General features: G+C 41.8%; 23 protein-coding genes. 14 read left to right on the forward strand and 9 right to left on the reverse strand.

Features of this window, described 5'->3' with window-relative positions:
- Positions 1 to 55: 55 nt before the first annotated feature.
- A complete protein-coding gene (locus tag AACU33_RS19885) occupies positions 56 to 1,024 on the reverse strand; it encodes a glycosyltransferase family 2 protein (RefSeq protein WP_096590295.1) in 969 nt (322 codons plus the stop codon).
- Positions 1,025 to 1,318: 294 nt separating this feature from the next.
- Here AACU33_RS19885 and AACU33_RS19890 point away from each other — a divergent pair, with 294 nt between their 5' ends.
- Positions 1,319 to 3,664 (forward strand): PhoX family protein, encoded by a 2,346-nt coding sequence (locus tag AACU33_RS19890; protein WP_096590296.1) that lies wholly within the window; start codon positions 1,319 to 1,321, stop codon positions 3,662 to 3,664.
- Between the two features lie 291 nt (positions 3,665 to 3,955).
- Positions 3,956 to 5,155, forward strand: coding sequence for an argininosuccinate synthase (locus tag AACU33_RS19895; protein ID WP_096590297.1), 1,200 nt, complete (start codon positions 3,956 to 3,958; stop codon positions 5,153 to 5,155).
- A gap of 62 nt (positions 5,156 to 5,217) precedes the next feature.
- Here AACU33_RS19895 and AACU33_RS19900 read toward each other — a convergent pair whose 3' ends face one another.
- On the reverse strand, positions 5,218 to 5,847 hold the full coding sequence (locus AACU33_RS19900) for a DedA family protein (RefSeq protein ID WP_096590298.1): 630 nt from the start codon (positions 5,845 to 5,847) through the stop codon (positions 5,218 to 5,220).
- A 462-nt stretch (positions 5,848 to 6,309) separates the two neighbouring features.
- On the opposite strand from AACU33_RS19900, the gene AACU33_RS19905 reads away from it, so the two are divergent.
- Entirely contained in the window at positions 6,310 to 6,663 is a 354-nt protein-coding gene (locus tag AACU33_RS19905; protein WP_096590299.1) for an STAS domain-containing protein, read from the forward strand.
- Positions 6,664 to 7,001: 338 nt separating this feature from the next.
- Here AACU33_RS19905 and AACU33_RS19910 read toward each other — a convergent pair whose 3' ends face one another.
- Together AACU33_RS19910 and rpsF are read right to left on the reverse strand one after the other, a co-directional pair.
- Positions 7,002 to 7,562 carry an Npun_F5560 family protein gene (locus AACU33_RS19910; protein WP_096595316.1) on the reverse strand — a complete coding sequence of 187 codons (561 nt, stop codon included), beginning with the start codon at positions 7,560 to 7,562 and terminating at the stop codon, positions 7,002 to 7,004.
- Between the two features lie 199 nt (positions 7,563 to 7,761).
- Positions 7,762 to 8,088, reverse strand: coding sequence for a 30S ribosomal protein S6 (gene rpsF, locus AACU33_RS19915; RefSeq protein WP_096590300.1), 327 nt, complete (start codon positions 8,086 to 8,088; stop codon positions 7,762 to 7,764).
- 430 nt (positions 8,089 to 8,518) lie between these two features.
- Here rpsF and AACU33_RS19920 point away from each other — a divergent pair, with 430 nt between their 5' ends.
- Complete coding sequence (locus tag AACU33_RS19920; RefSeq protein WP_096590301.1) at positions 8,519 to 9,292, forward strand: fumarylacetoacetate hydrolase family protein; 774 nt, start codon at positions 8,519 to 8,521, stop codon at positions 9,290 to 9,292.
- A 3-nt stretch (positions 9,293 to 9,295) separates the two neighbouring features.
- Here AACU33_RS19920 and AACU33_RS19925 read toward each other — a convergent pair whose 3' ends face one another.
- Together AACU33_RS19925 and AACU33_RS19930 are read right to left on the reverse strand one after the other, a co-directional pair.
- A complete protein-coding gene (locus AACU33_RS19925; protein ID WP_096590302.1) occupies positions 9,296 to 9,775 on the reverse strand; it encodes a Tic20 family protein in 480 nt (159 codons plus the stop codon).
- A gap of 81 nt (positions 9,776 to 9,856) precedes the next feature.
- Positions 9,857 to 10,054 carry a hypothetical protein gene (locus tag AACU33_RS19930; RefSeq protein ID WP_096590303.1) on the reverse strand — a complete coding sequence of 66 codons (198 nt, stop codon included), beginning with the start codon at positions 10,052 to 10,054 and terminating at the stop codon, positions 9,857 to 9,859.
- 568 nt (positions 10,055 to 10,622) lie between these two features.
- On the opposite strand from AACU33_RS19930, the gene glyA reads away from it, so the two are divergent.
- The 8 genes from glyA to AACU33_RS19970 all read left to right on the forward strand — a co-directional run bounded on the left by glyA (position 10,623) and on the right by AACU33_RS19970 (position 21,379).
- Complete coding sequence (glyA, locus tag AACU33_RS19935; protein ID WP_096590304.1) at positions 10,623 to 11,906, forward strand: serine hydroxymethyltransferase; 1,284 nt, start codon at positions 10,623 to 10,625, stop codon at positions 11,904 to 11,906.
- A 169-nt stretch (positions 11,907 to 12,075) separates the two neighbouring features.
- Positions 12,076 to 13,116: a glycosyltransferase family 4 protein gene (locus AACU33_RS19940; RefSeq protein ID WP_096590305.1), complete on the forward strand. Its 1,041-nt coding sequence runs from the start codon at positions 12,076 to 12,078 to the stop codon at positions 13,114 to 13,116.
- A 215-nt stretch (positions 13,117 to 13,331) separates the two neighbouring features.
- Positions 13,332 to 14,588: a competence/damage-inducible protein A gene (locus tag AACU33_RS19945; RefSeq protein ID WP_096590306.1), complete on the forward strand. Its 1,257-nt coding sequence runs from the start codon at positions 13,332 to 13,334 to the stop codon at positions 14,586 to 14,588.
- 860 nt (positions 14,589 to 15,448) lie between these two features.
- The gene (locus AACU33_RS19950) at positions 15,449 to 16,828 is read left to right on the forward strand and encodes a CmpA/NrtA family ABC transporter substrate-binding protein (RefSeq protein WP_096590308.1); all 1,380 of its coding nucleotides are present in this window, start codon (positions 15,449 to 15,451) and stop codon (positions 16,826 to 16,828) included.
- A 164-nt stretch (positions 16,829 to 16,992) separates the two neighbouring features.
- Entirely contained in the window at positions 16,993 to 17,832 is an 840-nt protein-coding gene (gene ntrB / locus AACU33_RS19955) for a nitrate ABC transporter permease (RefSeq protein ID WP_096590309.1), read from the forward strand.
- A 93-nt stretch (positions 17,833 to 17,925) separates the two neighbouring features.
- On the forward strand, positions 17,926 to 19,929 hold the full coding sequence (locus AACU33_RS19960; protein ID WP_096590310.1) for an ABC transporter ATP-binding/substrate-binding protein: 2,004 nt from the start codon (positions 17,926 to 17,928) through the stop codon (positions 19,927 to 19,929).
- Between the two features lie 91 nt (positions 19,930 to 20,020).
- Positions 20,021 to 20,407 carry a hypothetical protein gene (locus AACU33_RS19965; RefSeq protein WP_339376160.1) on the forward strand — a complete coding sequence of 129 codons (387 nt, stop codon included), beginning with the start codon at positions 20,021 to 20,023 and terminating at the stop codon, positions 20,405 to 20,407.
- A gap of 120 nt (positions 20,408 to 20,527) precedes the next feature.
- The gene (locus AACU33_RS19970) at positions 20,528 to 21,379 is read left to right on the forward strand and encodes a nitrate ABC transporter ATP-binding protein (RefSeq protein ID WP_096590312.1); all 852 of its coding nucleotides are present in this window, start codon (positions 20,528 to 20,530) and stop codon (positions 21,377 to 21,379) included.
- A 220-nt stretch (positions 21,380 to 21,599) separates the two neighbouring features.
- Here AACU33_RS19970 and AACU33_RS19975 read toward each other — a convergent pair whose 3' ends face one another.
- Positions 21,600 to 22,298, reverse strand: coding sequence for a TIGR02117 family protein (locus AACU33_RS19975; RefSeq protein WP_096590313.1), 699 nt, complete (start codon positions 22,296 to 22,298; stop codon positions 21,600 to 21,602).
- An 85-nt stretch (positions 22,299 to 22,383) separates the two neighbouring features.
- Here AACU33_RS19975 and AACU33_RS19980 point away from each other — a divergent pair, with 85 nt between their 5' ends.
- Both AACU33_RS19980 and AACU33_RS19985 read left to right on the forward strand, forming a co-directional pair.
- Positions 22,384 to 23,271, forward strand: a complete 888-nt coding sequence (locus AACU33_RS19980) for a lipid kinase (protein ID WP_096590314.1) — start codon at positions 22,384 to 22,386, stop codon at positions 23,269 to 23,271.
- 152 nt (positions 23,272 to 23,423) lie between these two features.
- Positions 23,424 to 24,029 (forward strand): exopolysaccharide biosynthesis protein, encoded by a 606-nt coding sequence (locus tag AACU33_RS19985; RefSeq protein ID WP_096590315.1) that lies wholly within the window; start codon positions 23,424 to 23,426, stop codon positions 24,027 to 24,029.
- A gap of 116 nt (positions 24,030 to 24,145) precedes the next feature.
- Here AACU33_RS19985 and phnE read toward each other — a convergent pair whose 3' ends face one another.
- Together phnE and AACU33_RS19995 are read right to left on the reverse strand one after the other, a co-directional pair.
- A complete protein-coding gene (gene phnE / locus AACU33_RS19990) occupies positions 24,146 to 24,940 on the reverse strand; it encodes a phosphonate ABC transporter, permease protein PhnE (protein ID WP_096590316.1) in 795 nt (264 codons plus the stop codon).
- A gap of 24 nt (positions 24,941 to 24,964) precedes the next feature.
- Positions 24,965 to 25,693 (reverse strand): phosphonate ABC transporter ATP-binding protein, encoded by a 729-nt coding sequence (locus AACU33_RS19995; RefSeq protein ID WP_096590317.1) that lies wholly within the window; start codon positions 25,691 to 25,693, stop codon positions 24,965 to 24,967.
- Between the last annotated feature and the right edge of the window lie 4 nt (positions 25,694 to 25,697).

The following is a 25,697-nucleotide window of genomic DNA, read 5'->3' on the forward strand; positions in this document are numbered from 1 at the left end:
CTTTTTTAATTAAGGATGAAGGTTCAGTTAAATTGCGTCTTCATCCTTAATAATTTTACAATGCCTTCTGACTTTGAGCGTAAGCGTCGTAAACACCCTTAACGTTATACCAATTGAGAAAGATTCGGGCGGCTTCTAAAGCTAATTGCGGTTTACCTAAATTAATTAGCCATTGTAAAAATGGTGCCATTGTGCGTTCGTTAAGTGCGCCATTGAGTGAAAGAATACCCCAAAGCAAACGGTGTAACCAAGTCATTTGAATCATCATCCGCACTTCCCAAGTTGGATGCTTTTGATAAAACAAAACTCCCATCCGTCCGCGTTGAATTTCTTTATCAATCAAGTTAGGAATTTGTTCTAAGTTAAATGCTGGATGCCAATGATAACCGACTGCTGCTGGACATTTAATCAGTTGCAAACCGAGATTTTTTAGCCTGACACCAAGTTCTAAATCTTCCCATCCATAGAGTTGAAAACTAGTGTCAAATAGTCCAGCTTCCTCTAGCCAATGTTTAGGAATTGCGACATTCCCTGTAGCAAAAAAAGCTGCTGAAAAATCTGTGACTTTATAAGGTTCAGCGGTGGGATTCTCGAAATTACAAGTATTAATAACTGCACCATAGGTAAAAAAGCGATCGCTTCCCAATCTCTTTTGTCCCTGTACTAGTGCATCAGCATGAGCTTGCAAGAAGTTTGACAGCACCACTAAATCGCTATCAATAAAGATAATTGTATCTCCCAGTGCTTTTTCTACGCCCAAATTCCGCGCCGCCGCCGGGCCGTTATGATCTTGCTCAAACCATCGCACATGGGGAAACTCGTCTTTATGTGCTGCTAACCATTCTAAAGTGCCATCAGTAGAACCATCATCTACCAAAACAATTTCATAACCTGTAATCGGAGTTGACTCAGCAAAATCCTGCACCTCCAAGGCGCGCAGACACTTTTCTAAAATTGGTTGGCGATTATAAGTCGGTATTACAACGCTGAAATACACAGTCTCACCCACAACACTATTACCCATCTCCAGAATAGGACAACTGCGACACTAGTACTGTTCCTGTTCGCTTAAACGCAAATAATAAACGATGTGTTGGATATCAAACTACTAAGGTAGACACTCAATAGTGTGTATTTTTAATTACTTACTTAAAATCGCTAAGACTTTTCTTAATCAAAAGATAATCTTTAGTTAATTATTGATATGTAGATTTATCGCTGATTAATGAAGTACAGATAAATAGTATTAATCAATAAATCAGCGTTCTAAACATATTTAGCTATCAATAATTTTTCTGTCATTGCAGAGGAAAGCTTAATGTCTAAATTAAGTCGCAGGCAAATTTTAATATTTTTTGCTGGTAGTGTTAGTGCTACATTGTGGGGCACTAAAAATCTCAACACTGCTTCTAGTAATGCTGGTAAAAAAATTACATCACTCAACTTTACACCAGTACGTTTACCTCATCCTCTACCAATTTATCAAAAGCACAAAAGTTTTTTACCAACGGGAATAGGTCAGGGACAAGAATTAAATATATCTGAGGATATAAAATTGACTAGTTACAACGTAGTTGATGATGTTGTAGTGCCTCCAGAATACGAACGTTACGTAATTGTCAGTTGGGGCGATCGCGTGTTTCCCAATCGAGATGAGTATGTAGGCTACAACTGTGATTACACAGCTTTTATTCCCTTAAATAAAACCAAAGATGAAGGTTATTTATGGGTAAATCATGAATATGTAAGTTATCCTATTTCTAGTTTAGTATTAGAATCTGCTGATAATTTAGCTGAACTACCTACTGCCTTTGAATCTGTAATTGGTTGGGCTTTACCTAGCAGTAAAAATATTCAAACCGAAGGGGAATTTTTATATAATCTAGGCGGTTCTATTATTCGCATTTCTCGCAATAAAACTAACAATCGGTTTGCAGTTGTTAAAGATGCTAAAAATCGCCGGATTCATGGTCTTTCAGGATTAGGAATTAATAGCAAAAGAAAAGATAGCTATCAAAATATAACTACTTGGGGAAATCTTAGCTATCAAAAAGGCGACCAAAACTATTTAATTGCTACTGGCCCGGCTGCAACTGAAGTTTTTAATTTGAGTAGCGACGGATTAGGTAACAAAATTATTGGTACTGCCTATAACTGTTCTGGTGGAACAACACCTTGGGGAACTGTTCTATCAGCTGAAGAAAACTTTCAAAATCAAATTGGTGTCACCGAAGCAGTCAAAAGCGATGGTACTCAAACAGGTTACACCGATGGCAGCACTGGTAAAACTTTCGGTTTGGTCGGAGAAAAATACGGCTGGATTGTGGAAATTGACCCCGCTAACCCGAAATTCCGTCCCCGCAAACACACTTGGTTAGGTCGTTATCACCATGAAAACGTCGCTATGCGCGTTGCAGCAGGCAAGAAGTTAGTTGCTTACATGGGTGATGACAGACGTGGGGGACACACCTGGAAATTTGTGAGTGCAGATAAGGTTTCCTCGCCAACTAGTAAAAGTAATAGCCGATTGTGGGAAAAAGGTACTTTGTACGTTGCCCGTTATAATCCTGACGGTACAGGCCAATGGATACCTTTGCTTTTAACTACTCCTACTAATCCCATTGCGCCAACTGTACTATCTTCCGTAGAATTTGCCGCTTTAGGGAAAGTGCAAAAAGATGGTCATTTACCCTTACCCAAACGTAAAGGTATAGCCGGACAAACTGAAGATGGTGGTATATGCAAATGCGATCGCACTAACGAAGCGAAAGTACTACCTGCTTATCAAAACAAAAAATTATCTGACTTTTACACTACCCAAGGTGCAGTTCTATCGGATGCCTTTTTAGCAGCAAACTTAATTGGGGGAACTCCCACAGCCCGTCCAGAAGACATCGAGGTACATCCCCGTACTCAAGAAGTTTTCATTGCTTATACCGATGGTGCGCCGGGAAGCGATGGTTATCCTGATTCACGAATTTTCCAGGTTGCAAAGTTAAATAACGCTGTTAATGCCACACAGCAATCAGGCGGATTGTACAAAATTATTGAAGATAGTGCCGATGGTACAGGCCTTACCTTCCGCTGGCAGCGATTAGCCCAAGGTGGAGAAGCCGGTTCGGTATCTGGGGCTGGCTTTGCCAATGTTGATAACTTAGTCTTTGACGATTTTGCTAATGTTTGGGGTGTAACAGATATGTCTACCAACACCCACAACGGTTTTAATACTGGTGCGGCTGGTAAGCAAACTACAATCGATCGCACAGCTACTGGTAACGTTTCCGATCTTACAGGCGTTTTTGGCAATAACTGGCTATTCTTTAGCCCTACCACTGGTGCTAATGCCGGACAAGTCATACCATTTGCCCACGGGCCAGTGCGCTGCGAAATGACCGGGCCTACTTTTGTCGGAGATACTCTAATTATTTCAGTACAACATCCTGGTGAAGATTGTCCAATTAATGATGGTACAATCTTGAGCCGCAGTATTGAGTTATTAGATTTGAATGGCACTACATTCAATCAAACTCGCACCGTACCTCGTGGCAGTAGTTGGCCTAGTAATATCTCTAAAGATGATGGTGGTAAAGGTCAACCTACAGGTATTCCGCTTCCCTCTGTAATTGGCATTCGCCGGAAAAATTCGCTTGGTAGATTTATCTAAATTCCTCAAATTCTCTCCCGCTTTTCTTGGCGTACTTGGCGTACTTGGCGGTTCGTTTAAAAATTAATTATCAAGGCAATACATGAGGAGTAAGACATAAAAAATTTTGCACCACAAAGGTACAAAGACACAAAGAAAAAAAGTATATTAGCAAACTTTGACAATTAATAAATAGCTGTTTATCTTGAAATTTAGAGTTAATTTCTCAATTGTTTGAATATAGATAAAATATACGTGTATTAGTTAGATATAATATTGACTCATTGTTTGTTTTCCTAAGTGGAGAAACTAATGGGTCGCGCCAAAAAGGTTGTCCTGGCATATTCTGGGGGAGTGGATACCTCGGTTTGCATTCCTTACCTCAAAGAAGAGTGGGGTGTGGAAGAGGTAATTACCCTAGCAGCAGATTTAGGTCAAGGAGATGAATTAGAGCCAGTTCGAGAGAAAGCTTTAAAATCGGGTGCAAGTGAATCTCTGGTGGCGGATGTTAAAGACAGTTTCATTAAAGATTACGCCTTTGCAGCGATTCAAGCTAACGCCCTTTATGAAAATCGTTATCCTCTGGGAACTGCACTTGCCCGTCCATTAATTGCGAAAATATTAGTAGAAACAGCTGCAAAATATGGTGCCGATGCGATCGCTCACGGTTGTACCGGTAAGGGTAACGATCAGGTACGCTTTGATGTATCCTGTGCAGCTCTTAATCCCGATCTGAAAATCCTCGCACCAGCACGCGAATGGGGAATGAGCCGTGAAGAAACCATTGCTTATGGCGAACGCTATGGTATCCCCGCACCAGTGAAAAAATCTTCTCCTTACAGTATTGATAAGAATTTACTCGGTCGCAGTATCGAAGCTGGTGTGTTGGAAGATCCAGCATTTGAACCACCAGAAGAAATTTATGAGATGACGAAAGCGATCGCTAATACTCCTAATGAACCAGAGTACATCGAAATTGGTTTTCACCAAGGTATTCCTACAACCCTGAATGGTGTAGCGAAATCCCCAGTCGAGCTGATTGAACAACTCAATCAACTAGCCGGAAATCACGGTATCGGGCGAATTGATATGATTGAAAACCGCTTGGTGGGTATCAAATCGCGGGAAATCTACGAATCACCAGCGATGGTGGTGTTAATTCAAGCACACCGAGATTTAGAAAGCTTAACTTTGACGGCAGATGTCAGTCACTACAAGCGCGGTATTGAAGAGACTTATACTCAATTGGTCTATAACGGTCTATGGTACAGTCCCCTGAAAGCAGCCCTAGATGGGTTTATTCAAAAGACACAAGAACGCGTTTCTGGTACTGTCAGGGTGAAGCTTTTCAAAGGTAATGCGACCTTAGTCGGGCGTTGGAGTGATAATTCTCTTTATACCCCTGACTTGGCAACTTACGGCGCTGAAGACCAATTCGATCACAAAGCAGCTGAAGGTTTTATTTACGTTTGGGGATTACCTACACGTATTTGGGCAGCAAAATCTAAATAAAAGTTAAGAAGGCAAAAGTGCAACCAAGAAATTGCCACTTTTGCCTTTAAGTTGTTATTGCTTTACTCTCCCGCCGCACGCTTGACTTGGCGAGATTCCAACCAGATGGGTACAACGATCAAGGCAACTAAAATCAGTAAAGCTGCGATCGCAAAATGGCTCACCCAGGAAACCAATTGTTCCAAAGAAACAACTCTGCCTGCGAAGAAAGCTAATGTCACCATCACGCTAGCCCAAGCACTCGCCCCTGCTAAGTTATATACAAAGAATTTCCTAAAGGACATATCAGCTATACCAGCTAGCGGCGCAGCAAATATGCGCAGTAACGCAAAAAAGCGTCCAAAAAATACAGCTTTAACAGCATTTTCACTAAATTGCGCTTTAATATTTAGTAGTTTTTCTTCAGAGATGCGGAATATCTTGCCAATTTGTAGCAAGAAACTCCAACCACCGAGTCTACCAATCCAATAACCACACGTGCCACCAATTGCAGCACCTGCAACGGCGTCCCCCAGCACCAGCCAGTAATTAAGTTCATCACTGCCTGCTAGAAACCCACCTACAAGGGTAACGGTTTCACCAGGAAGGGGAATGCCTAAATTTTCTAGCAAAATTCCCAAAAAAATTGCCCAATAACCATAATTATGGGCGAATTCCTGAATGTTTTCTAGGGAAATCAACTCAAGAGACATTCCGCACCGCCGCCTTTACAAATTTTTACTTGTACTATAATCTTTGCTCCTTTTTGGGTGGGGTGTCAATCTAGCCACTCACGGGAGTTTATAGCTTCTAGTCTATCCTAATCTATTAACTATGGGGGATTGACTGGTGCGTCTTCATCGGGTACTAACACAACCGTATAGTTACTGACGAATAAGTATTATCTTTTTATAAAAAATTTATCTAAATCCTACAAAATATAAAAATCTTGTAAAAGATACGTAAGCTACTGCCAATCTTAGGAGCTTATGCCTATATTGATAAAGTTAAGACAAATTATACGGCATGAATACTGAAAAAACCTGTTGCGAATGCATTGCTGTAATTTCTTTGTTATTTATCTAACATAGTAACTACACATAGCAAAGCGAACACAGTATTAATGCCAATTTTTTCTTTTCTGTTATATTGTTGCAATTAATTCATTGAAATTCATGACTCTGAAACAGAAAGCTCAAGTAGTTTTGTTTAAACCTCAAGGTAGTATCGACTTGCAAGGTGGAATAGCCCTAAGTAATGAAATGGCTGAAATCATACCACAGCCTCATCAACTCTGGGTTATTGACTTAGCAGCAGTGGATTTTATGGATAGCTCTGGCTTAGTTTCGTTGGTAAAAGGCTTAAAAGCTGCACGCCAAAGAGGTTGCCGCTTAGTACTTTGCAACGTCAAAGATCCAGTCCGGTTGATATTAGAATTGACTCAACTGGATACAGTATTTGAGATCTTTAATACTTATGAAGATGTCCTCACTATTACCAACGATAACAGGCTGGTACTAGCAGGGTGAGCCTCTATTTTTACCAACCAATGCATGGTGAGGCCAATAAATTTTAGCAATTTTTAATATTTCCTTCGATTACGATATCCTCACCATGATTAACCACACCTTAAGGGCAGTTGCCCTTGGTGCTTATACATAGACTTAGTTTATAAAATTCTAGCGACAAAATTTTTAGCTTCAGAATTGGTACCTAACGGGAAACAGTTAGGTAGATAAGAGCCAAAGTATTTATCTTTATTTAAAATAAATCACAGATAACACCAGATGCTTGCGTTTAAGAACCTTTGATTCTCGATATATTTGCAAGCAACTGGCTCAACTGTTAGTAATTTTCAAAATTATTATTAGCTATTAGGTACTGGAGAAATACTAGTTTCCTCAGATGCAGGACGGGGAAAACTCGGTAAATCGATGCCACTATGGTTGGCATTACGGCTTTTCAGCGCTAGACGATAACTAACACTTTGCAATTCTGCTTGCAATTGCCGATTTTCTCGTTGTAGTATTGCTACCTTTTCGCGTACTGGAGCCATACGCTCCTCAAACTTCCGACGGTAAATTTGCGGTAACTCCTGTACGACTTGTTCCAACATCCGACTGCGATCGGTTAATTCTTGGACTGTTTGGCGCAATTGGTAAATCTCGGCGTCACGGGCGGTAATCTGTTCTTGGTAGAACGTCACTTGTTGCTCGACAGCTTGCAATTGTTCTTGTAAAGCCTGCAACTGCTTGGTATCTACCTCTGACTCCGTCTTTTGGGGCATAAAACTAGTATTGCCCTTTACCAGCCGGAAGAGTTCTTGAGATAACTGTTGTACTAATTGGTCGCGAAGTTGCAGCTCTTGGCGCAGCTGCGATACTTCAGTCGAGAGAGCTTGGATGTTAGATGTATCAGATTGGCTCACAGTGGCTGGCAGCTCCCATTTAGAATCTTGTCCACTTTTACGTATAACTGCGGTCATAATGATTTTGGCAAGTAGTTGCTAATGTAGCATTACTAGCCAATATAGGAATAAAAAAGGCACATTTTTTTATAAGTTTTATCTTAACCAGTTTTCAGTGCTGAGTCGGAAGACCTCAGCACTGAAGTGACTCAGAACTTACTTAAGCGGTTACAGCCACTTGAGCAGCTTTTTCTTCGTGGACTTCTTGTTTGATTGTGAGGTAGCGAATTACTTCTTCACTCAAACGCATTGCCCGTTCTACAGGGGCGATCGCATTTCCGGGGCCAGTGTAGTTGAATTGAATGTAAATACCATCCCGCTGCTTTTTGATTTCATAAGCTAGACGACGCTTCCCACGGTTTTGAACTTGAATATCTCCAGCACCGTGTTCTTTGAGCAAGTTTTGATATTTATTAATTGCTTGCTCTACTTGTTCGTCTCCCAAATCGGGACGCAAGATGAACATTGTTTCGTAAACTATCGACATGGTTTTTAGTCTCCTTATGGACAAGGTGGCTGCTGATGTTAATTTATACATTAATTGTGAGAAACGATCTCAGTACCAATCAACATCTGAAGCAACAAGGAACTATAATCTTACCAGTTTTTAATTTGAATCTTGAGCTAAATCCGCCAAAGTTTCAATCTCTCACAAGAAGCTATGCCCTAACTTCTGAAGTTTAGCCGCCTGTGTAGCCGCTTCAGCACTATCCTGACGGAAAATTGTTGAGTGACAAAATAGGCAGTTAAGTTCACTCTGGGATTGAATTAAAAAGGGGAATCGGGTTTTGAGCGCTCGACCGCTATTGGTTTTTGACTCAAGGTTCTATTGTTCCCTGTTGGCTTTTCACAAGCTAACTCACGATTGATACCAGCTAACAGCTTTCATTGCATCCAAAAGGATATTAATCAAGGTTATGGCGCAGCGCTATGTGCGAGTTCAGAATCAAGAAGGACAGATTTACTATGGGTTATTACAACTATCCCTAAATGTCCAGGTACTAGATGCTCCACCCTGGTTACAGGGACAACCTACCGATTTAATCTTGGAACCAGACAATTATCATATTCTGGCTCCTTGTGCTCCCTCAAAAATTGTGGCGGTGGGCAAAAATTATGCAGACCATGCAGCAGAAATGGGGACGCCAGTGCCAAGCGAACCCCTGATCTTTCTCAAGCCACCAACATCTATTATTGCCTCTGAGACAGAAATTAAATATCCTATTCTGTCACAACGGGTAGACTACGAAGGCGAATTAGCGCTGATCGTTGGCGATCGCACTAGTGACTGTACCCCAGAAGAAGCCCAAACTAAAATTTGGGGTTATACCATTGCTAATGATGTGACAGCGCGGGATTTACAAAAAAAAGACGGTCAGTGGACGCGAGCCAAAGGTTTTGATACCTTTTGTCCTTTGGGGCCTTGGATCGTCAGAGAATTAAATCCAGGTGCAAGATTGCAGACTTTTTTAAATGAGGATACCAATCCCGTGCAATCTACTTGTATCGATAAAATGGTATTTGCTCCCGATTTTTTAGTGTCTTACATCAGTCAGGTAATGACACTGCTACCAGGAGACGTGATCCTCACAGGTACTCCAGAGGGCGTAGGTTGTTTGCAACTAGGCGATCGCGTCCGTGTAGAAATTGAGGGCATTGGTCGCCTAGAAAACACAGTGGCAGCTCGTTAATTACTACCGCACTTGCATATAAACAGCATCTGAAATTGCGGGAATTTCTGCGTAACGTCCTAAAAGAGACTGAGCAACAGAATATCCAACTGCTGCTACTAAACCGAGAAAGATAGTGCTGGCTACAGTTTGCACTGCAAAATCTACACCAGGGAGTGCTACAACTCGCAAAACTATGCTGCACAGAAATACAATAATATCTAAAAGAATTGCCTGCATAGTGTTAAAGCGAATGAAATGAAGGATTTTTTCATTTCTCACCACCAAAAAGAATAAGGCAAAAAAAACAATTAATTGCCCAAATTGTCCTAAGCTGCTGTAAATGGCAACAATCGGCGCAAGGGGTAAAAACACCACTTGCAATGCCGGAAATTGTCTTAATAAGGATACATAACCAAACATCAACCCATCAATTAAGGGCAGTAAATAAGGTAAGCAAGCAAGAATGCGGTCTGAAACCGTTGTAGACCCGCGCCAAGCCATTGTGCGTTCTCCTGTGGATAAATTTCAACAGTTACTTGAGCCTAGGATAACGCAGTTACCTGATATTACTAGCAAATCATATTATTCTATATTGGCAATGCGGAAACCCATCATACATTCATACTGTTCTGGCTGCTGTTCGCTGAGTTTGCGTACTTGTTGACCGCAACGCAGTTGACCTTGACTCCAACGTGGTTGACCGCTGCGATCCGCTAGTAAACAAGACTGGCAAACCTTCCCAGGTGCAAGGATTTGATCTTCCATTAAAATTACTAGCATCTCATCCCTCCTGTAAATTCACACTATTATCCGCAATTGACTTAGGGAGGATCGGCTTTTTAGACGCCCTAGCCTCAGAATTACCAGATGTTCCAGCTTTGCTCAGTCTAGAATTTAGGAAAAGTGGATTGTGATTCGGGATGGCAGCGAACGCCTAAAAGTAACCGCTGATGTCTCTTGGGCAAAAATGTGGGCGATCGCATAGCGCTTGAGAGCAGGGGAGGAGTTTTGAGAACAAGCACCTCGAAAATATACAGGCGTCGCAACTCAAACAAAATTGCCACAGTAGACTCTAAATTTATTGTATGTTGTATATAGTAGAGAAGAGTTTTTTTAGTAAAAAGTAATACATATAACGCCCCAAGCAATTAAAAGTTAAAAAAATAAAAATCTTTGATTCTGGAATTTTATCCAGTGTTGAACTTGCATCTAATCGCTAATAAGTTGGTAATCGTCTAAAGCCATTGAACTATAGACTAAATATGTACTATTGACTGTGGACTGTTACGTAGGTGCAAGACCCAGCCAAAATTAAACCTTTGTCTCAATTTTCCTAAGGATAGCTGAAGTGACTAAGACTAACTCGGACTTTCTAGCCTCTAGCGACCCCACGATCGCGGAACTACTTAATCAAGAACTCAAGCGTCAACGCGACCATTTAGAGTTGATTGCTAGTGAAAACTTTACCTCCGCAGCTGTACTCGCGGCTCAAGGTTCCGTACTAACAAATAAATATGCTGAAGGCCTTCCCGGCAAACGCTACTATGGCGGTTGTGAGTATATCGATAAAGTTGAGCAGATAGCGATCGACCGCGCAAAACAGCTTTTTGGCGCTGCTCATGCTAGCGTTCAACCCCATTCTGGCGCGCAAGCGAATTTTGCCGTGTTCTTGACACTACTAGAACCAGGCGACAAAATTATGGGGATGGATTTGTCTCATGGCGGTCATCTTACCCACGGTTCACCTGTGAATGTGTCGGGTAAGTGGTTCCAAGTCAAGCACTACGGTGTTAGCCAACAAACAGAACAACTGGACTACGAGCAAATTCGGGAGCTGGCGCTGAGGGAGCGTCCTAAGCTGCTAATTTGCGGTTACTCCGCTTATCCTCGGATTATTGATTTTGAAAAGTTTCGCAGTATCGCTGATGAAATCGGTGCTTACTTGCTGGCTGATATTGCCCACATTGCTGGTTTAGTGGCGACTGGTCTTCACCCTAATCCCATTCCTTACTGCCATGTAGTCACCACTACTACCCATAAAACTCTCCGCGGCCCTCGTGGTGGTTTAATTTTGACTGGCGATGCCGAACTTGGTAAAAAGCTCGATAAAGCTGTTTTCCCAGGAAGTCAGGGCGGGCCATTAGAACATGTAATTGCTGCTAAAGCTGTAGCTTTTGGTGAAGCTTTAAAGCCTGAGTTTAAAACGTATTCTGCTCAAGTGATTGACAACGCCCGTGCGCTAGCAACGCAACTGCAAAACCGCGGTTTAAAACTTGTATCAAATGGTACTGACAACCATTTAATGCTAGTAGATTTACGCTCTATTGATATGACAGGTAAGCAAGCAGATCAACTGGTGAGTGGCGTAAATATTACCGCTAACAAAAATACAGTTCCCTTCGATCCGCAGTCACCATTTGTAACTAGCGGTCTGAGGTTAGGTTCGCCAGCAATGACAACCAGAGGGTTAGGAGAAGTAGAATTTACAGAAATTGGCAATATTATTGCCGATCGCTTACTATCTCCAGACTCAGAGGAAGTTGCTGCTGATTGTCGGCGACGAGTAGCGGCGTTATGCGATCGCTTCCCCTTATATCCTCATCTAGAGATTCCTGTACCAGCTCTAGCATAGGGCATGGGGCATGGGGCATGGAGAATTGATCGAAAGATATTTCTCCCTTGTCTCCCTGTCCTCCTCAACTTCCAATTTTTATGCCGATCGATGGCTCAAATTTAGTAGATTTAGGTAGCAAAATCCCTCAGCAGATTTTTGTCTTGCAATTTACTTTTTGAAAATACAGATGCCTTTTCAGATTTATCATCTGATTTCCTTCCTAGTAGCCGCCGTAGTCGTTCTCTGGACTACGCCAGATGTCAAAAATATTGGGATCAAAAGTGGACGTGTAGATCAACCTGGTGGCCGCAAAGTCCATCAACACCCGATGGTACGCCTGGGAGGAGTTTCGATTTTTGCGGGGACTGTCACCTCTCTACTAATTGTTTGGTGGTTAGGTGGATTTGGCAGTCTACCGCCAGAAAAAGAATGGCAAATTTGGGGTGTCACCTTAGGTGGTCTCGGCTTTTTTCTGATTGGTTTAGCCGATGATTTGCTTAACCTGTCTCCCTTATCGCGTCTGTTGATGCAAATGATTGTGGCAGCTGGTGCATGGAAAGCAGGCGTCAGTATAGATTTTATTACGATTCCCACTGTAGGGATTGTTAACCTAGACTGGTTGAGTTTACCGATTACAGTTCTCTGGCTAGTAGGAATGGTCAATGCCATAAACTGGATTGACGGTTTAGATGGATTAGCGGCTGGCGTGTCGGGAATTGCTGCTATGGTGATGCTCGTTGTAGCGCTGTTTATGAACCAACCAGCAGCAGCCTTGATTGCCGCAGCTCTTGCTGGCGCAGCGCTAGGATTTCTCCGCTACAATTTCAACCCCGCCCAAATCTTTATGGGAGATGGCGGGGCTTATTTTATGGGATTTACCCTAGCATCTGTAGGTGTCATTGGTCTGGTAAAAATCCCAGCTTTTACTGCTGTACTATTGCCTTACTTAATTCTGGCTGTACCAATTGTCGATATGTCAGCAGTGATTTTGGCGCGATTGCGACGGGGTAAATCTCCATTTAAAGCAGATAAAAGCCATTTGCATCATAGGCTACTCAAAGCTGGTTTATCTCATCGCTGGACGGTTTTATTTATTTATTCTTTAACTGTGTGGGTTGGCAGTTTAGCCTTAGCTATTGCTGGCATACCTAGCGGTATTGCTTATGCTTGTGCTGGAACTTCGCTACTGAGTTTCGCTATCTGGCGAGTTTGGAAACTCTCTCGGTAAAATCAAGTATTTTAGATTTGTAATTTTGGGAAAGTTCGCTAGGTTGGTAAACTCTCAATACAGTTCGGTTTAGGGGGAAGGGTGAATTCACACCTTTCCCCTTTTCCCAAACCACAAGAGATATGAAAAGTGTTTATCCAAACTTGATTGGCTAAACTCCTGCCAGAAATGGCTCAACTTTCCACAAAATCTTAAATCTCAAATTCTAAAATCTGATGAGTGCAGAAGTTATTTGTGTTGGTACAGAAATGCTGTTAGGAGATATCCTTAACAGCAATGCGCAATTTCTAGCTAAACAATTAGCCCAGTTAGGTATTCCCCACCACTATCAAACCGTAGTCGGGGATAATCCCGAACGAATCAAGCAAGTTATAGAAATTGCCACCTCAAGGGCGCAAATTTTGATTTTCACAGGTGGACTGGGCCCTACGCCAGATGACCTCACCTGCGAAACCATCGCTGATTTTTTTGGCGCTGCTTTGGTAGAAAGTGCCGAAATCATCGAAGATATAACTCAGAAGTTTGCGCAACGCGGTCGGGCGATGACCGTTAATAACCGCAAACAAGCTTTGATTCCGCAAGGTGCAGAAATTTTACCCAACCCTACAGGTACAGCACCTGGCATTATCTGGCAACCCCGTCCAAATGTCACTATTTTTACTTTTCCTGGCGTGCCATCGGAAATGTATCGGATGTGGGAAGAAACAGCAGTACCTTTTCTCAAAAGCCAAGGCTGGGGCAAAGAAATTATTTACAGCCGGAGTTTAAGGTTTTGGGGAATTGGTGAATCTGCTTTGGCAGAAAAAGTAGCTCCTTTATTGGATTTGCCTAACCCCACAGTTGCGCCTTACGCAGGCAATGGGGAGGTGAGACTCAGAGTTTCTGCTAAAGCCCCTTCACAAGCAGCAGCAACAGATTTGATTGCGCCTATTGAAAAACAAATCAAGGAAATTGCAGGCTTAGATTATTACGGCGTTGATAGTGAGACCTTAGCATCAGTAGTAGGTAAGTTATTGCAAGCTTCGGGAGAAACTTTATCAGTGGCAGAGTCCTGTACTGGTGGTGGACTAGGGCAAATGTTGACTGAGATTTCTGGCAGTTCGGAATACTTTTGGGGTGGAGTAATTTCTTATGACAACTCCGTGAAAGTGGGTTTGTTAGGAGTGAACCCAGACGACTTGGCTAAATATGGTGCTGTTAGTGCTACTGTTGCAGAGCAAATGGCAATGGGAGTAAAAACCCGCCTCTCTACCACTTGGGGATTGGGTGTGACTGGTATTGCTGGCCCAACTGGCGGAACGGAAACTAAGCCTGTGGGTTTGGTTTACATTGGTTTAGCCGGGCCAAAAGATGAAGTCGCCAGTTTTGAGTATCGCTTTGGGACAACCCGAAATCGATCTTATATTCGTTATGTCAGCGCCTGTGCAGCATTGGATGCGCTGCGACGGAGGTTATTGACGAGCCAGTCTTGATGAAAAAGACAAGGAGGACAAGGGAAGGAGGATAATTAATTCTCTTAACTTTGTACTCAGTACTCAGCACTCAGCGCATTCAAGCTAAATCGATTGCAGGGGGATTTTAACCCCTGTAATGGTAAACCACCAAATCTTTGATTTGATGGGGATTTTAAAATCTTGGGCAAACTGTTTTTTGCTTCTGCCACGCTAGTTAATACCAGTCTGCCCAAGCTGGGAGACCCCTCCTCTGCCTCTGCCTTGGTTTCACACAGAGTTAATGTCTGTTTTAGCAAGAGTTTGTGAGAGTTCCCTACAATTTGGGTATTTTTTGATTGACAGTTCCCAACCTAGTGTTTGTTTCCCTTGTTTACATAAGTTAACGAATCTCATGGCCAATCATAGATTCACATAATGGTTATTATTAATAATTTCCGCTAGTTATGACTGAAAATGTCATATAAATAATCTGAAAAATATGCATTCATAGTATCTAAATAATTAAAACAATAGAATAAAACTTATATATTAGAACTTTGCAACGACTTTAGAACTGATAGATAAAATTTTACTTATATAACCAATCTAATATTTATTTAAGATTCATCTATCCAAAGTTAACCATTTGCATCTGAAAGCTTGTAAACTAATTTCAACAAGTTAAGTGATACGTCGCCAGTTGCCCAGACTCTAATCTATCCATTCCCAAATTTTTTTTGATAACCACAGCATTTGCGATCGCCATTTCTTTTAGGAATGACGAAAATCTGTGTACCTAAAAACGAACAAATAACAATTAAGACGCGCAAGAAATGCTTTATTTTCTTGTCTTAATTGTCATACAAAAAAACTTAAATTTCACTTTTAAGGAGACATACATGACAGAATTTTTCAATCAATTTTCTCGCCGTAAATTTATCTTAACAGCTGGAGTTTCTGCTGGTGCTGTGTTACTGAAAGGCTGCTTGGGCAATCCTCCTGAGAACCTCAGCAGTGGTGGAACTACAAAATCAGCAGTTCAAGAAGTAGCGAATATTAGCCCCGAACAAAAACCAGAAACTACTACAGTCAAGCTGGGATATATCCCAATTGTGGAAGCAGCACCGCTAATTATTGCTAAAGAGAAAGGCTTTTTTGCTAAGTATGGCATGAGCAATGTAGAACTTTCTAAGCAAGCTTCTTGGGGTTCAGCCAGAGATAATGTGGAAATTGGCTCGGCTGGTGGTGGAATTGATGGCGGTCAATGGCAAATGCCAATGCCTCATTTAATCACAGAAGGTTTAATTACCAAGGGTAATCAAAAAATTCCCATGTATGTTTTGGCGCAATTAATTACACATGGGAATGGAATTGCGATCGCAAATAAGCACCTAGGCAAAGGTGTTAGTTTACAATTGGCTAGTGCTAAGTCTTTATTTAAAGAACTCAAATCTTCCACACCCTTCACCGCCGCCTTCACCTTCCCCCACGTCAACCAAGATTTTTGGATTCGCTACTGGTTAGCGGCTAGTGGGATAGATCCTGATACAGATGTAAAGTTGCTCACCGTACCTTCGGCGCAAACTGTTGCCAACATGAAGACGGGAACAATGGATGCATTTAGTACTGGCGACCCCTGGCCTTATCGTCTTGTCAACGACAAAATTGGCTATGTGGCAGCATTAACCGCAGAGATTTGGAAGAATCATCCAGAAGAATACCTGGCAATGCGGGCTGATTGGGTAGACAAAAATCCCAAAGCGACCAAAGCACTACTTAAAGGCGTCATGGAAGCGCAGCAATGGTTAGATAATTTTGATAACCGCAAAGAAGCTGCTCAAATTCTCGCTGGTCGAAATTATTTTAATCTGCCCTCACCGGAAATTCTGGCAGCTCCATATCAAGGTAAATATGATATGGGTGATGGCCGCAAAATTGATGATAAATCAATGGCAGCTTACTACTGGAAAGATGAAAAAGGTAACGTTTCCTATCCCTACAAGAGCCACGATTTATGGTTTATCACAGAAAGCGTTCGTTGGGGATTTTTACCGAAAGATTACATCGCCAATAACGCTGCAAAAGCGAAAGAACTAATTAATAAAGTTAACCGCGAAGATATTTGGAAAGAAGCTGCGAAAGAAGCAGGAATTGCGGCGGCTGATATTCCCACAAATACATCTCGTGGTGTGGAAGAGTTTTTTGATGGGGTGAAGTTTGACCCAGAAAAACCAGAAGAATATCTCAAGAGTCTCAAGATTAAAAAAGTGAGTGTTTAGTTAAGAATCAAGAGTCAAAAGTCAAAAGTCAAGAGTCAAAAGTCAAAATTTATTTGCTACCTCGATTTATTACAGGACAAATGACTAATGACCAATGACAAATATCAAACACCAAGTACCAAATACCAATAGCCAAATACCCAATTAAGAGGAGATAACAGTTTATGACAATTGCCCAAAAGCGCCCTGCAAGTCCTAGATTTGATAACAGCTTCATATCCCGTTTCCAAAAGCAATTTCCGAATGTTGTCCCACCTGCGATCGCAATTATTATATTTCTGGCTGTGTGGCAACTGTTTGCTTTGACTCCTGGCGCAACATTACCGGGGCCAGTTCAAGTAATCGCAGATACCTGGATATTAATTTTGTATCCCTTCTATGACAAAGGTGGCACTGATAAAGGTCTTTTTTGGCAGATTTGGGCAAGTCTACAACGGGTTGCTATTAGTTACACACTAGCGGCAATTGTTGGTATTGGCTTGGGTATTTTGATTGGGGTGAATAAAACAATGTCTAAAGCTTTAGACCCCATCTTTCAGTTATTGCGGACTGTACCACCTCTAGCTTGGGTGCCAATTTCCTTGGCAGCTTTACGGCAAAACGAACCAGCAGCTTTATTCGTAATTTTTATCACAGCAATTTGGCCGATATTAATTAATACGGCTGTGGGTGTAACTCAAATTCCCCAAGATTACAACAACGTTGCCAAAGTTCTGCAATTAAGCCGCAAAGACTATTTCATTAATATTCTGATTCCTGCTGCTTTACCCTACATTTTCACAGGTTTAAGAATTGCGATTGGTTTGGCTTGGTTAGCGATTATCGCCGCAGAAATTGTGATGTCCGGTATTGTCGGCATTGGCTTCTTTATCTGGGATGCTTATCAAAATAATGACGTGAGTGAAGTGATTTTGGCTCTAGTTTATATCGGTGTTGTTGGTTTGCTCCTCGATAAATTAATGGCTTGGTTACAAAATCTAATATTGCCAGCAGAACAGAAGTAATCATTAGTCATTAGTCATTGGTATTTTGCTAATGACCAATGACTAATGACTAAAACAAATAACAAACACCAAATGCCAAAGGACAAATGACAAATGAGCGTATTCGTTGCTGTCGATCAAATTGATAAGGTTTTTGAGTTAACTGGTGGTGGTCAGTATATAGCCCTGAAAGGAATTGACTTACAAATTAAAAAAGGTGAGTTTGTTTCTTTAATTGGTCACTCTGGTTGTGGTAAATCAACGCTATTAAATATGATTGCTGGGTTGGATTTACCATCTGAAGGTGTGGTTACTTTGGAAGGACAAAAAATCACCAGACCTGGCCCAGACCGGATGGTAGTATTCCAAAATTATTCCTTACTTCCTTGGCGGACAGTTAGAGAAAATATCGCCTTGGCTGTAGACTCAGTAATGAAGGGAATGCCAGCGGCGGAACGCAAAGCCGTTGTAGAAAAACATATAGATATGGTGGGTTTGCGTCCCCATGCTGATAAACAGCCGGGAATGTTATCTGGGGGACAAAAACAGCGTGTGGCGATCGCGCGCGCTTTGGCAATTCGCCCTAAACTATTATTGCTAGATGAACCTTTTGGTGCTTTAGATGCACTCACACGCGGAAATTTGCAAGAACAACTGATGCAAATCTGCGAAGAAAATGAAGTCACTGCGGTAATGGTGACACATGACGTAGATGAAGCAGTGTTGTTATCTGACAGAATTGTGATGTTGACCAATGGCCCCGAATCCAAAATTGGTGACATCTTAGAAGTAGATATCCCCAGACCCCGCAAGCGCATGGAAGTAGTAGAACATCCCAGCTACTACAGTCTGCGGAGTGAGATGATTTACTTCCTCAACCAGCAGAAACGCATCAAGAAAATTCGGGCGCGGAAAACTGCGAATATTTCCCGTCATGGCTTAGAAAAAGTTAACTTAGAAATTGGCTTTTTACCACTCAGCGCCTGCGCCCCCTTGGCCATTGCGAAAGAAAAAGGCTTTTTTGCCAAGCATGGTTTAGATGAAGTCAACTTAGTCAGAGAAACTAGCTGGCGCGGGATTGAAGATGGGATCGCTGGCGGTTACTTAGATGCTGCTCAAATGCCTTCGGGTATGCCAATGTGGTTAACATTGGGCGGACATAAAAACCAACCGCTACCCGTTGTCAGTTCCCTCACCATGACTCGTAACGGTAACGCCATTACCTTGGCAAAACGCTTTTACGACCAAGGTGTACAAAGCTTATCAGACTTTAAAAAATATCTCCAACGTACCCGCGAACAGAGGCACACAATGGGGGTAGTGCATCCCGCATCAATGCACAATTTACTGCTGCGTTATTGGCTAGCGGCTGGGGGAATTGACCCCGATAGCGATGTGGATATGAAGACCATTCCCCCAGCGCAGATGGTAGCCGACTTACAAAATGGCAGTATTGACGGTTACTGTGTGGGCGAACCTTGGAACTACCGCGCCGCCATTGAAGGTGTTGGCTTTACCGTTGCTACAGACTTAGAAGTATGGCTAGGACACCCCGGTAAAGTACTTGGCGTGCGGGAAGATTGGGCAGAAGCTTACCCCAATACCCACATTGCATTAACTAAAGCCTTACTAGAAGCTTGCGTTTACTGTGCAGATCCCAAAAATGCTGAGGAAATTAGAAGGATTACAGCCGGGCGAGATTATGTCAGTACAGATATAGAGTATATTCAACTCGAAGACCCCGAAGGCTTGACTTGTGACTTAGACCACCCACTACGGGATTACGCCCATCACCAATTTTATTCTGAGTCGGCAATCAATCGCCCCAGCCGTACCGAACAAATTTGGATTATGAGTCAACTAGCGCGGTGGGGTGATACTCCCTTCCCCAGAAACTGGGTAGAAGTTGTCGAAAGAGTTTGTCGAGTCCGCGTTTTCAGCACCGCAGCCAGAGAATTAGGTTTGGATATTAGCTACACTCGCCAACCAATTCAGCTATTCGATGGTACACCTTTTAACGCTGACGATCCCATCTCTTATCTCAACAGCTTAGATATTAAGCGCGACTTCTCCATTGCTGAAGTCATCCTCGATGCACCCAGAAGAACAGCAGCGTAGGGAGAATTCAAAATAATTTTCTCAGTGTTTAATGCTGGAGGGCATCCTCAGCCCTCATTTTTCTAGACTTAGAAGTTTTTGAATTTCACGAATGAGGCTAATAACTCCATTAATGAAGCTCAGAACTCCATTAATGAGGCTCAGAACTCCATTAATGAGGCTCAGAACTCCGTTAATGAGGCTAATAACTCCGTTAATGAGGCTAATAACTCCATTAATGAGGCTCAGAACTCCGTTAATGAGGCTAATAACTCCATTAATGAGGCTCAGAACTCCGTTAATGAGGCTAATAACTCCGTTAATGAGGCTCAGAACTCCATTAATGAGGCTAATAACTCCATTAATGAGGCTAATAACTCCGTTAATGAGGCTCAGAACTCCATTAATGAGGCTAATAACTCCGTTAATGAGGCTAATAACTCCATTAATCAGTCTCAAAACTTCAACTCTAACAGGACATACCAAAAAATCTTTCTAAAACCCTTTTCCTTCGTGTCCTTCGCGCCTTTGTGGTTCGTTTTCCTTTTTCTTAATTCGCCCCGTAACTGCTCAATCAGCCTTTCAACCTCAACCTCAGCTGTTTAACTCCACAATCACCATGCAAAACCGCAATTTAAGATTAGCCGAAAGAACAACATTAGCAACTGGAATCAGCAATCGCCAACCTTTCCTAGAGATTAGAGACGTTTCCAAAGTCTACCCCACCAAAAAAGGCCCCTTCACCGTACTCGACGGCGTAAACCTCAACGTCGAACAAGGCGAATTTATTTGCGTAATCGGTCACTCTGGCTGCGGTAAATCAACCCTCCTGAACATGGTATCGGGTTTTAACTTTCCCACCTCAGGACAAGTACTGCTAGAAGGACAACCCATCACCAAACCAGGCCCAGATCGGATGGTTGTCTTCCAAAACTATGCCCTACTCCCTTGGCGGACTGCATTTGAAAATATTTATCTAGCTGTAAACGCAGTTTACCCCGAAAAACCAGAAGCCCAAAAAAGAGCGATCGTCCGCGAACATTTGGCAATGGTGGGACTCGCTGATGCGATGGACAAAAAGCCAATGCAAATGTCCGGTGGTATGAGACAGCGCGTTTCTATCGCCCGTGCTTTGGCAATTCGTCCCAAAGTTCTAATTTTAGACGAACCTTTTGGGGCATTAGATGCAATTACCAAAGAAGAATTACAAGAAGAATTACTAAAAATTTGGGGTGATAACCGCTGCACAGTGCTGATGATTACCCATGACATTGATGAAGCACTGTTTTTAGCAGACAAATTGGTAATGATGACCAATGGCCCCCACGCCAAGATTGGGGAAGTCTTGGAAATTCCCTTTGGGCGTCCACGCGATCGCGCCCGCATCATGGAAGATCCACAATATTACAAGCTGCGGAACTATGCCCTAGACTTCCTATTTAACAGATTTGCCCACGACGACGTAGGGTAAAACCTCCCCACACCGAAAGGTTAGCATTCAGTCAAAAGTAAAAGGTAAAGTCCACCCAACCGCTTGCCTTTTATTTTTGACTTTTTTTATCAGATATAAGGAACGTGAAGCAAAAATGCAGCGCAGATCCCCGACTTCTTGGAAGAAGCCGGGGATCTTAATTTTCACGCATATTTCACCTGTAATGGACTCAGCCAAATAACAAATGACCGAGGATTCCTCAATCACAACCACTTTTTAAATGCAACATAACAGCAGCTGAAAGTCCATCCCAAAGAGGAGTATTCACATCAGCTTCTCTGAGGGCTTCTGCTGTCCAACTATTACAATTCCTTAATATTGAATAACTACCCAAAGCATCATAAAAGCCAGCATTAGTAGTATGACCATTACCAATGCGGATGACTCTACCTACATTGTCTAGCTTAAAAGTAGCTTGGATAAATTTTATTAACTGCAAATAATTATTTTTATCAACTTTAATACATTTAACTTGTAGATAATCTGGTATTGATTGATAACCCTGAATATATATAACAGAAGGAGTGGGTAGAAATAAAGCTCTCAAAGTCGTAGACAATCGTAAATCTGCCACAGAAGGAGTTGACATATAAAAGTCGCGATCGCCCCAACCAAAACTTAAATAATTATAATTATCTGAATTATCTATGCCAATTCCCTCTACAGATATATGCTCGTGCCAATTAAAAACATAATTCTTCGTTTGTAAAATTATATTAGAATGAATACCTGTATTAGAAATACAAATATCCAAATTACAATTATCTTTCGGCTGATAACTCCATTTCCTAGGGATGAATACACCAATAGCTAATAAAGCTAAACTAGATAAACACAATCTAAAAAAATAACGTTTATATAAAAAACAGCGAGCAAGTAAATTCTTAGTAAATTTCATAACAGCCCCAACAGTTTATTTCATTAAGTTCCCGTAGGTGTAGAGATTGATAATTCGACATCTAACAATATAAAAGGTAATACTCATGAGTCCCCGCGCACTGCTGTTAATAAATCGTCATGCTCGCCAAGGACAAAAGCGTCTCACAGAAGCGATTGAATGCCTAAAAAAATCGGGCTTTGATTTAATTGAAGAATCTACAGAACATCCCAACCGTCTGACGGAAATTATTCTTCAATACCGAGATAAAGTTGATTTGGTAATTGTTGGTGGTGGGGATGGTACGCTCAATGCTGCGGTGGATGCTTTAGTTGATACGCAATTACCTTTAGGTATCTTACCTTTAGGAACAGCTAACGATTTAGCCAGGACTCTAGGAATCCCCAATTCTTTAACCGAAGCGTGCAAAATTATTGCCACAGGAGAGCAGCGCCGCATTGATTTAGGATGGGTAAATGGCAAGCATTTTTTCAACGTCGCCAGTATGGGACTGAGTGTGAAAATTACCCAACGACTAACCAAAGAAGTAAAGCGCCGTTGGGGAGTATTTGCTTATCTAGCCACAGCATTGCAAGTAATCTGGGAATCTCGACCTTTTAGCGCAGAAATTCGCATTAACGGTGAATCGATTCGCGTGCGAACAGTACAGATTGCCGTAGGCAATGGTCGCTATTATGGTGGGGGAATGGCAGTAGCTCACGATGCCACAATCGACGATCAAAGACTGGATCTCTATAGCTTGGAAATTAATCATTGGTGGCAAATCATACCCTTACTTCCAGCTATGCGACAAGGGAAACACATAAAATGGCGGGAAGTTCGTGCTTTGCGAGGTCAAGAAATGGAAGTACATACCCGCAAACCACGCCCCATTAATACTGATGGCGAAATAACTACCTATACCCCTGCACATTTTTTTGTTATCCCTAAAGCTGTAGCTGTGTTTGTCCCATCAGGAGGAGCGCAGGTTTAATTTTTGCGTGCTAGATTAGCAACACTTAACATCATAAAAATAAATAAAATTTGATTTTTTACGGAATTCTTTGTAGAACAAATGTATACCTTGATAAACGATTTACTTAACTAAAGTTGGGTATTGTGAAAAGTCGCCAAGACTCAAGCCAAATGCATCTCGGATTCTCTCAAGAAATTAAATCATTATTACAACACTTAGCCGAACACCCATTAACCTTAGGAGAGATTTTGGCAAAAACTTCCGAAAGGGGTTTTAGCTTGGTAATTGCAATGTTAGTTTTGCCCTTTTTATTTCCTATGCCACCCGGATTAACTGGGCCATTTGGCGCTGCTTGCTTGTTATTATCATTGCAGATGGTTTTAGGAAGGCGATCGCCTTGGCTACCCAAAAGAATTGCCAACTATAAATTTCCTCGGCGCTTTGCCCAAGTATTGTTACATAACCTGCGACAAGTTACTAGAATATTAGAAAAAATTGCCCGTCCCCGGTTAGCAAAAATTGCCAATAGTCATTGGGCTTGGCGATTCAATGGGTTTTGTATTTCGTGGTTAACTGTATTACTAATTTCACCAATTCCCTTAACAAATCCCATCCCTACTGTTGGGATTTTACTATTAGCAGTTTCTACCATTGAATCTGACGGTTTATTGATGTGTATTAGCTATATATTAACTGTCATTATTACAGGAATATTTGGATTTATCGGTTATGCGCTGTGGTTAGCTCCGAGTTTATTACCATCTATTTTAAGGTGAATTAAATAATAAAAGTCCCCAACGTAAAATTGGGGACGGGACTTAAAATTAAGGTGCATCTACCATCTCTATATCCATGCATTATTTTGGGCGATCGGGACAAAATTAAATCTCTACTACATGGAATCGAGGCGACGGCGTAACTGGCTACTAAAAGCATCGATTACTGTAACAACTACCAACAAAACCAACATCATAGTTGTAGCTTTGTTGTACTCAAAACCATCAATGTAACTTTTCAATTGAAAACCAATTCCACCTGCGCCGACTACACCTAAAACAGAAGCAGCACGGATATTGTATTCAAACATCCATAAGGTATAACCTAATCCTAATGGCAGCACTTGAGGTAAAATTCCATATTGGGCAATTTGCAGCTTTGATGCTCCGATCGCTTCTAAAGAATCTAAAGAACGAGAATCAACTGCTTCGATCGCCTGTTGATAAAATTTAGCCAAATAGCCAATAGTATAAATTCCTAAAGCTAAGGTTCCTGCGGGTGCGCCTAACCCAGTGGCGGCGACAAAAATTAGCCCCAGAATAATTGAAGGGACGGAACGCACAGCATTTTGGAGTAAATTCGCCAACCATTGCAACCATTTTGGTGCAACGTTGTTGGCGCTAGCAATGGCAATGGGTAAGGAAATAATTGCGCCGATTGTAGTACCCCATAGCGACATCTGTACAGTTTCAATCAGTGCTTTAATCGCTATATCTAAAACTGTCAAATCTGGAGGGAATAGTCTAGAGATGAAATCAGTTATGTAAGGCCAACTATTAGTAATTAAATTAAAATCAAGTTGGAGTCCTTGTAATGCCCAAATATAAACTACAACTAGAATTAATAAAATGATGACAGGACTTACCCAAGGGTAGCGCCGCAGAAGATTTGAATTGAAAAAGTAATTCATAAATTTGTATTTGCCCCGAACACTCTACACGTGGGAAAATTTCGCTTGCAAGTTTTCACAAGGGCCGTCGTAAACAATGCGTCCTGCATTAACAACGATCGCTCTTTGGGCATATTTTGCTGCTATTGCCAAATCATGCAAAACTACGATAATTGTCATGCCTTGCTGGGAGTGCAATTCTGATAAAGTCTGCATTACTTGTTGGCAAGCCATTACATCTAACCCAGCGGTTGGTTCATCGGCTAAGAGAATTTGTGGTGATTGAATTAAAGCACGGGCGATCGCTACTCTTTGTTGTTGTCCGCCGCTGAGTTGGCTGGTTTTTTGATAGGCTAATTCCTTTAAACCCAACTGTGCCAATAAATCTAATGCCAAAAGGCGATCGCGTTTAGGAAATCCCAATAGAGTTTGCCAAGTTGTCCTCGTACCGAGGCGTCCACAGAGAACATTTTCAATTGCCGATAATTGACGAATTAATCCACCACCTTGAAATAACATCCCCACATCATGCCGAATTGCTGGTAGCGTGCGCTGAGTTAGCGTCACACCATTAATCTGAATTTCTCCCTCTGCTAAGGGGACTAATCCCACAAGCGATCGCAGTAGGGTTGATTTACCAGCACCATTGAGTCCCAGCAACACTACAAATTCTCCTCGCTGAATCTGGCAATTTATGCCATTGAGAATGGGGCGATTTAGAGCCGCAGTATAAGTTGTTTTTAAGTTGTGACACTCAATTACGTAATCTCTCATCCCT

Origin of the sequence: Calothrix sp. NIES-2098 (genome assembly GCF_963875125.1) — a bacterium.
GTDB lineage: Bacteria > Cyanobacteriota > Cyanobacteriia > Cyanobacteriales > Nostocaceae > Aulosira.

Excerpts from the sequence above, each read along its gene's own strand:
- phnE (WP_096590316.1), bottom strand. The coding sequence starts at position 24,940 with ATGAATTACTTTTTCAATTCAAATCTTCTGCGGCGCTACCCTTGGGTA.
- ntrB (WP_096590309.1), top strand. The coding sequence starts at position 16,993 with ATGACAATTGCCCAAAAGCGCCCTGCAAGTCCTAGATTTGATAACAGC.
- AACU33_RS19890 (WP_096590296.1), top strand. The coding sequence starts at position 1,319 with ATGTCTAAATTAAGTCGCAGGCAAATTTTAATATTTTTTGCTGGTAGT.
- rpsF (WP_096590300.1), bottom strand. The coding sequence starts at position 8,088 with ATGTCGATAGTTTACGAAACAATGTTCATCTTGCGTCCCGATTTGGGA.
- AACU33_RS19965 (WP_339376160.1), top strand. The coding sequence starts at position 20,021 with ATGAGGCTAATAACTCCATTAATGAAGCTCAGAACTCCATTAATGAGG.
- AACU33_RS19925 (WP_096590302.1), bottom strand. The coding sequence starts at position 9,775 with ATGGCTTGGCGCGGGTCTACAACGGTTTCAGACCGCATTCTTGCTTGC.
- AACU33_RS19905 (WP_096590299.1), top strand. The coding sequence starts at position 6,310 with ATGACTCTGAAACAGAAAGCTCAAGTAGTTTTGTTTAAACCTCAAGGT.
- AACU33_RS19940 (WP_096590305.1), top strand. The coding sequence starts at position 12,076 with ATGCCTTTTCAGATTTATCATCTGATTTCCTTCCTAGTAGCCGCCGTA.
- AACU33_RS19895 (WP_096590297.1), top strand. The coding sequence starts at position 3,956 with ATGGGTCGCGCCAAAAAGGTTGTCCTGGCATATTCTGGGGGAGTGGAT.
- AACU33_RS19970 (WP_096590312.1), top strand. The coding sequence starts at position 20,528 with ATGCAAAACCGCAATTTAAGATTAGCCGAAAGAACAACATTAGCAACT.
- AACU33_RS19995 (WP_096590317.1), bottom strand. The coding sequence starts at position 25,693 with ATGAGAGATTACGTAATTGAGTGTCACAACTTAAAAACAACTTATACT.
- AACU33_RS19985 (WP_096590315.1), top strand. The coding sequence starts at position 23,424 with ATGCATCTCGGATTCTCTCAAGAAATTAAATCATTATTACAACACTTA.
- AACU33_RS19950 (WP_096590308.1), top strand. The coding sequence starts at position 15,449 with ATGACAGAATTTTTCAATCAATTTTCTCGCCGTAAATTTATCTTAACA.
- AACU33_RS19885 (WP_096590295.1), bottom strand. The coding sequence starts at position 1,024 with ATGGGTAATAGTGTTGTGGGTGAGACTGTGTATTTCAGCGTTGTAATA.
- AACU33_RS19930 (WP_096590303.1), bottom strand. The coding sequence starts at position 10,054 with ATGCTAGTAATTTTAATGGAAGATCAAATCCTTGCACCTGGGAAGGTT.
- AACU33_RS19900 (WP_096590298.1), bottom strand. The coding sequence starts at position 5,847 with ATGTCTCTTGAGTTGATTTCCCTAGAAAACATTCAGGAATTCGCCCAT.
- AACU33_RS19920 (WP_096590301.1), top strand. The coding sequence starts at position 8,519 with ATGGCGCAGCGCTATGTGCGAGTTCAGAATCAAGAAGGACAGATTTAC.
- AACU33_RS19945 (WP_096590306.1), top strand. The coding sequence starts at position 13,332 with ATGAGTGCAGAAGTTATTTGTGTTGGTACAGAAATGCTGTTAGGAGAT.
- AACU33_RS19960 (WP_096590310.1), top strand. The coding sequence starts at position 17,926 with ATGAGCGTATTCGTTGCTGTCGATCAAATTGATAAGGTTTTTGAGTTA.
- AACU33_RS19975 (WP_096590313.1), bottom strand. The coding sequence starts at position 22,298 with ATGAAATTTACTAAGAATTTACTTGCTCGCTGTTTTTTATATAAACGT.
- AACU33_RS19980 (WP_096590314.1), top strand. The coding sequence starts at position 22,384 with ATGAGTCCCCGCGCACTGCTGTTAATAAATCGTCATGCTCGCCAAGGA.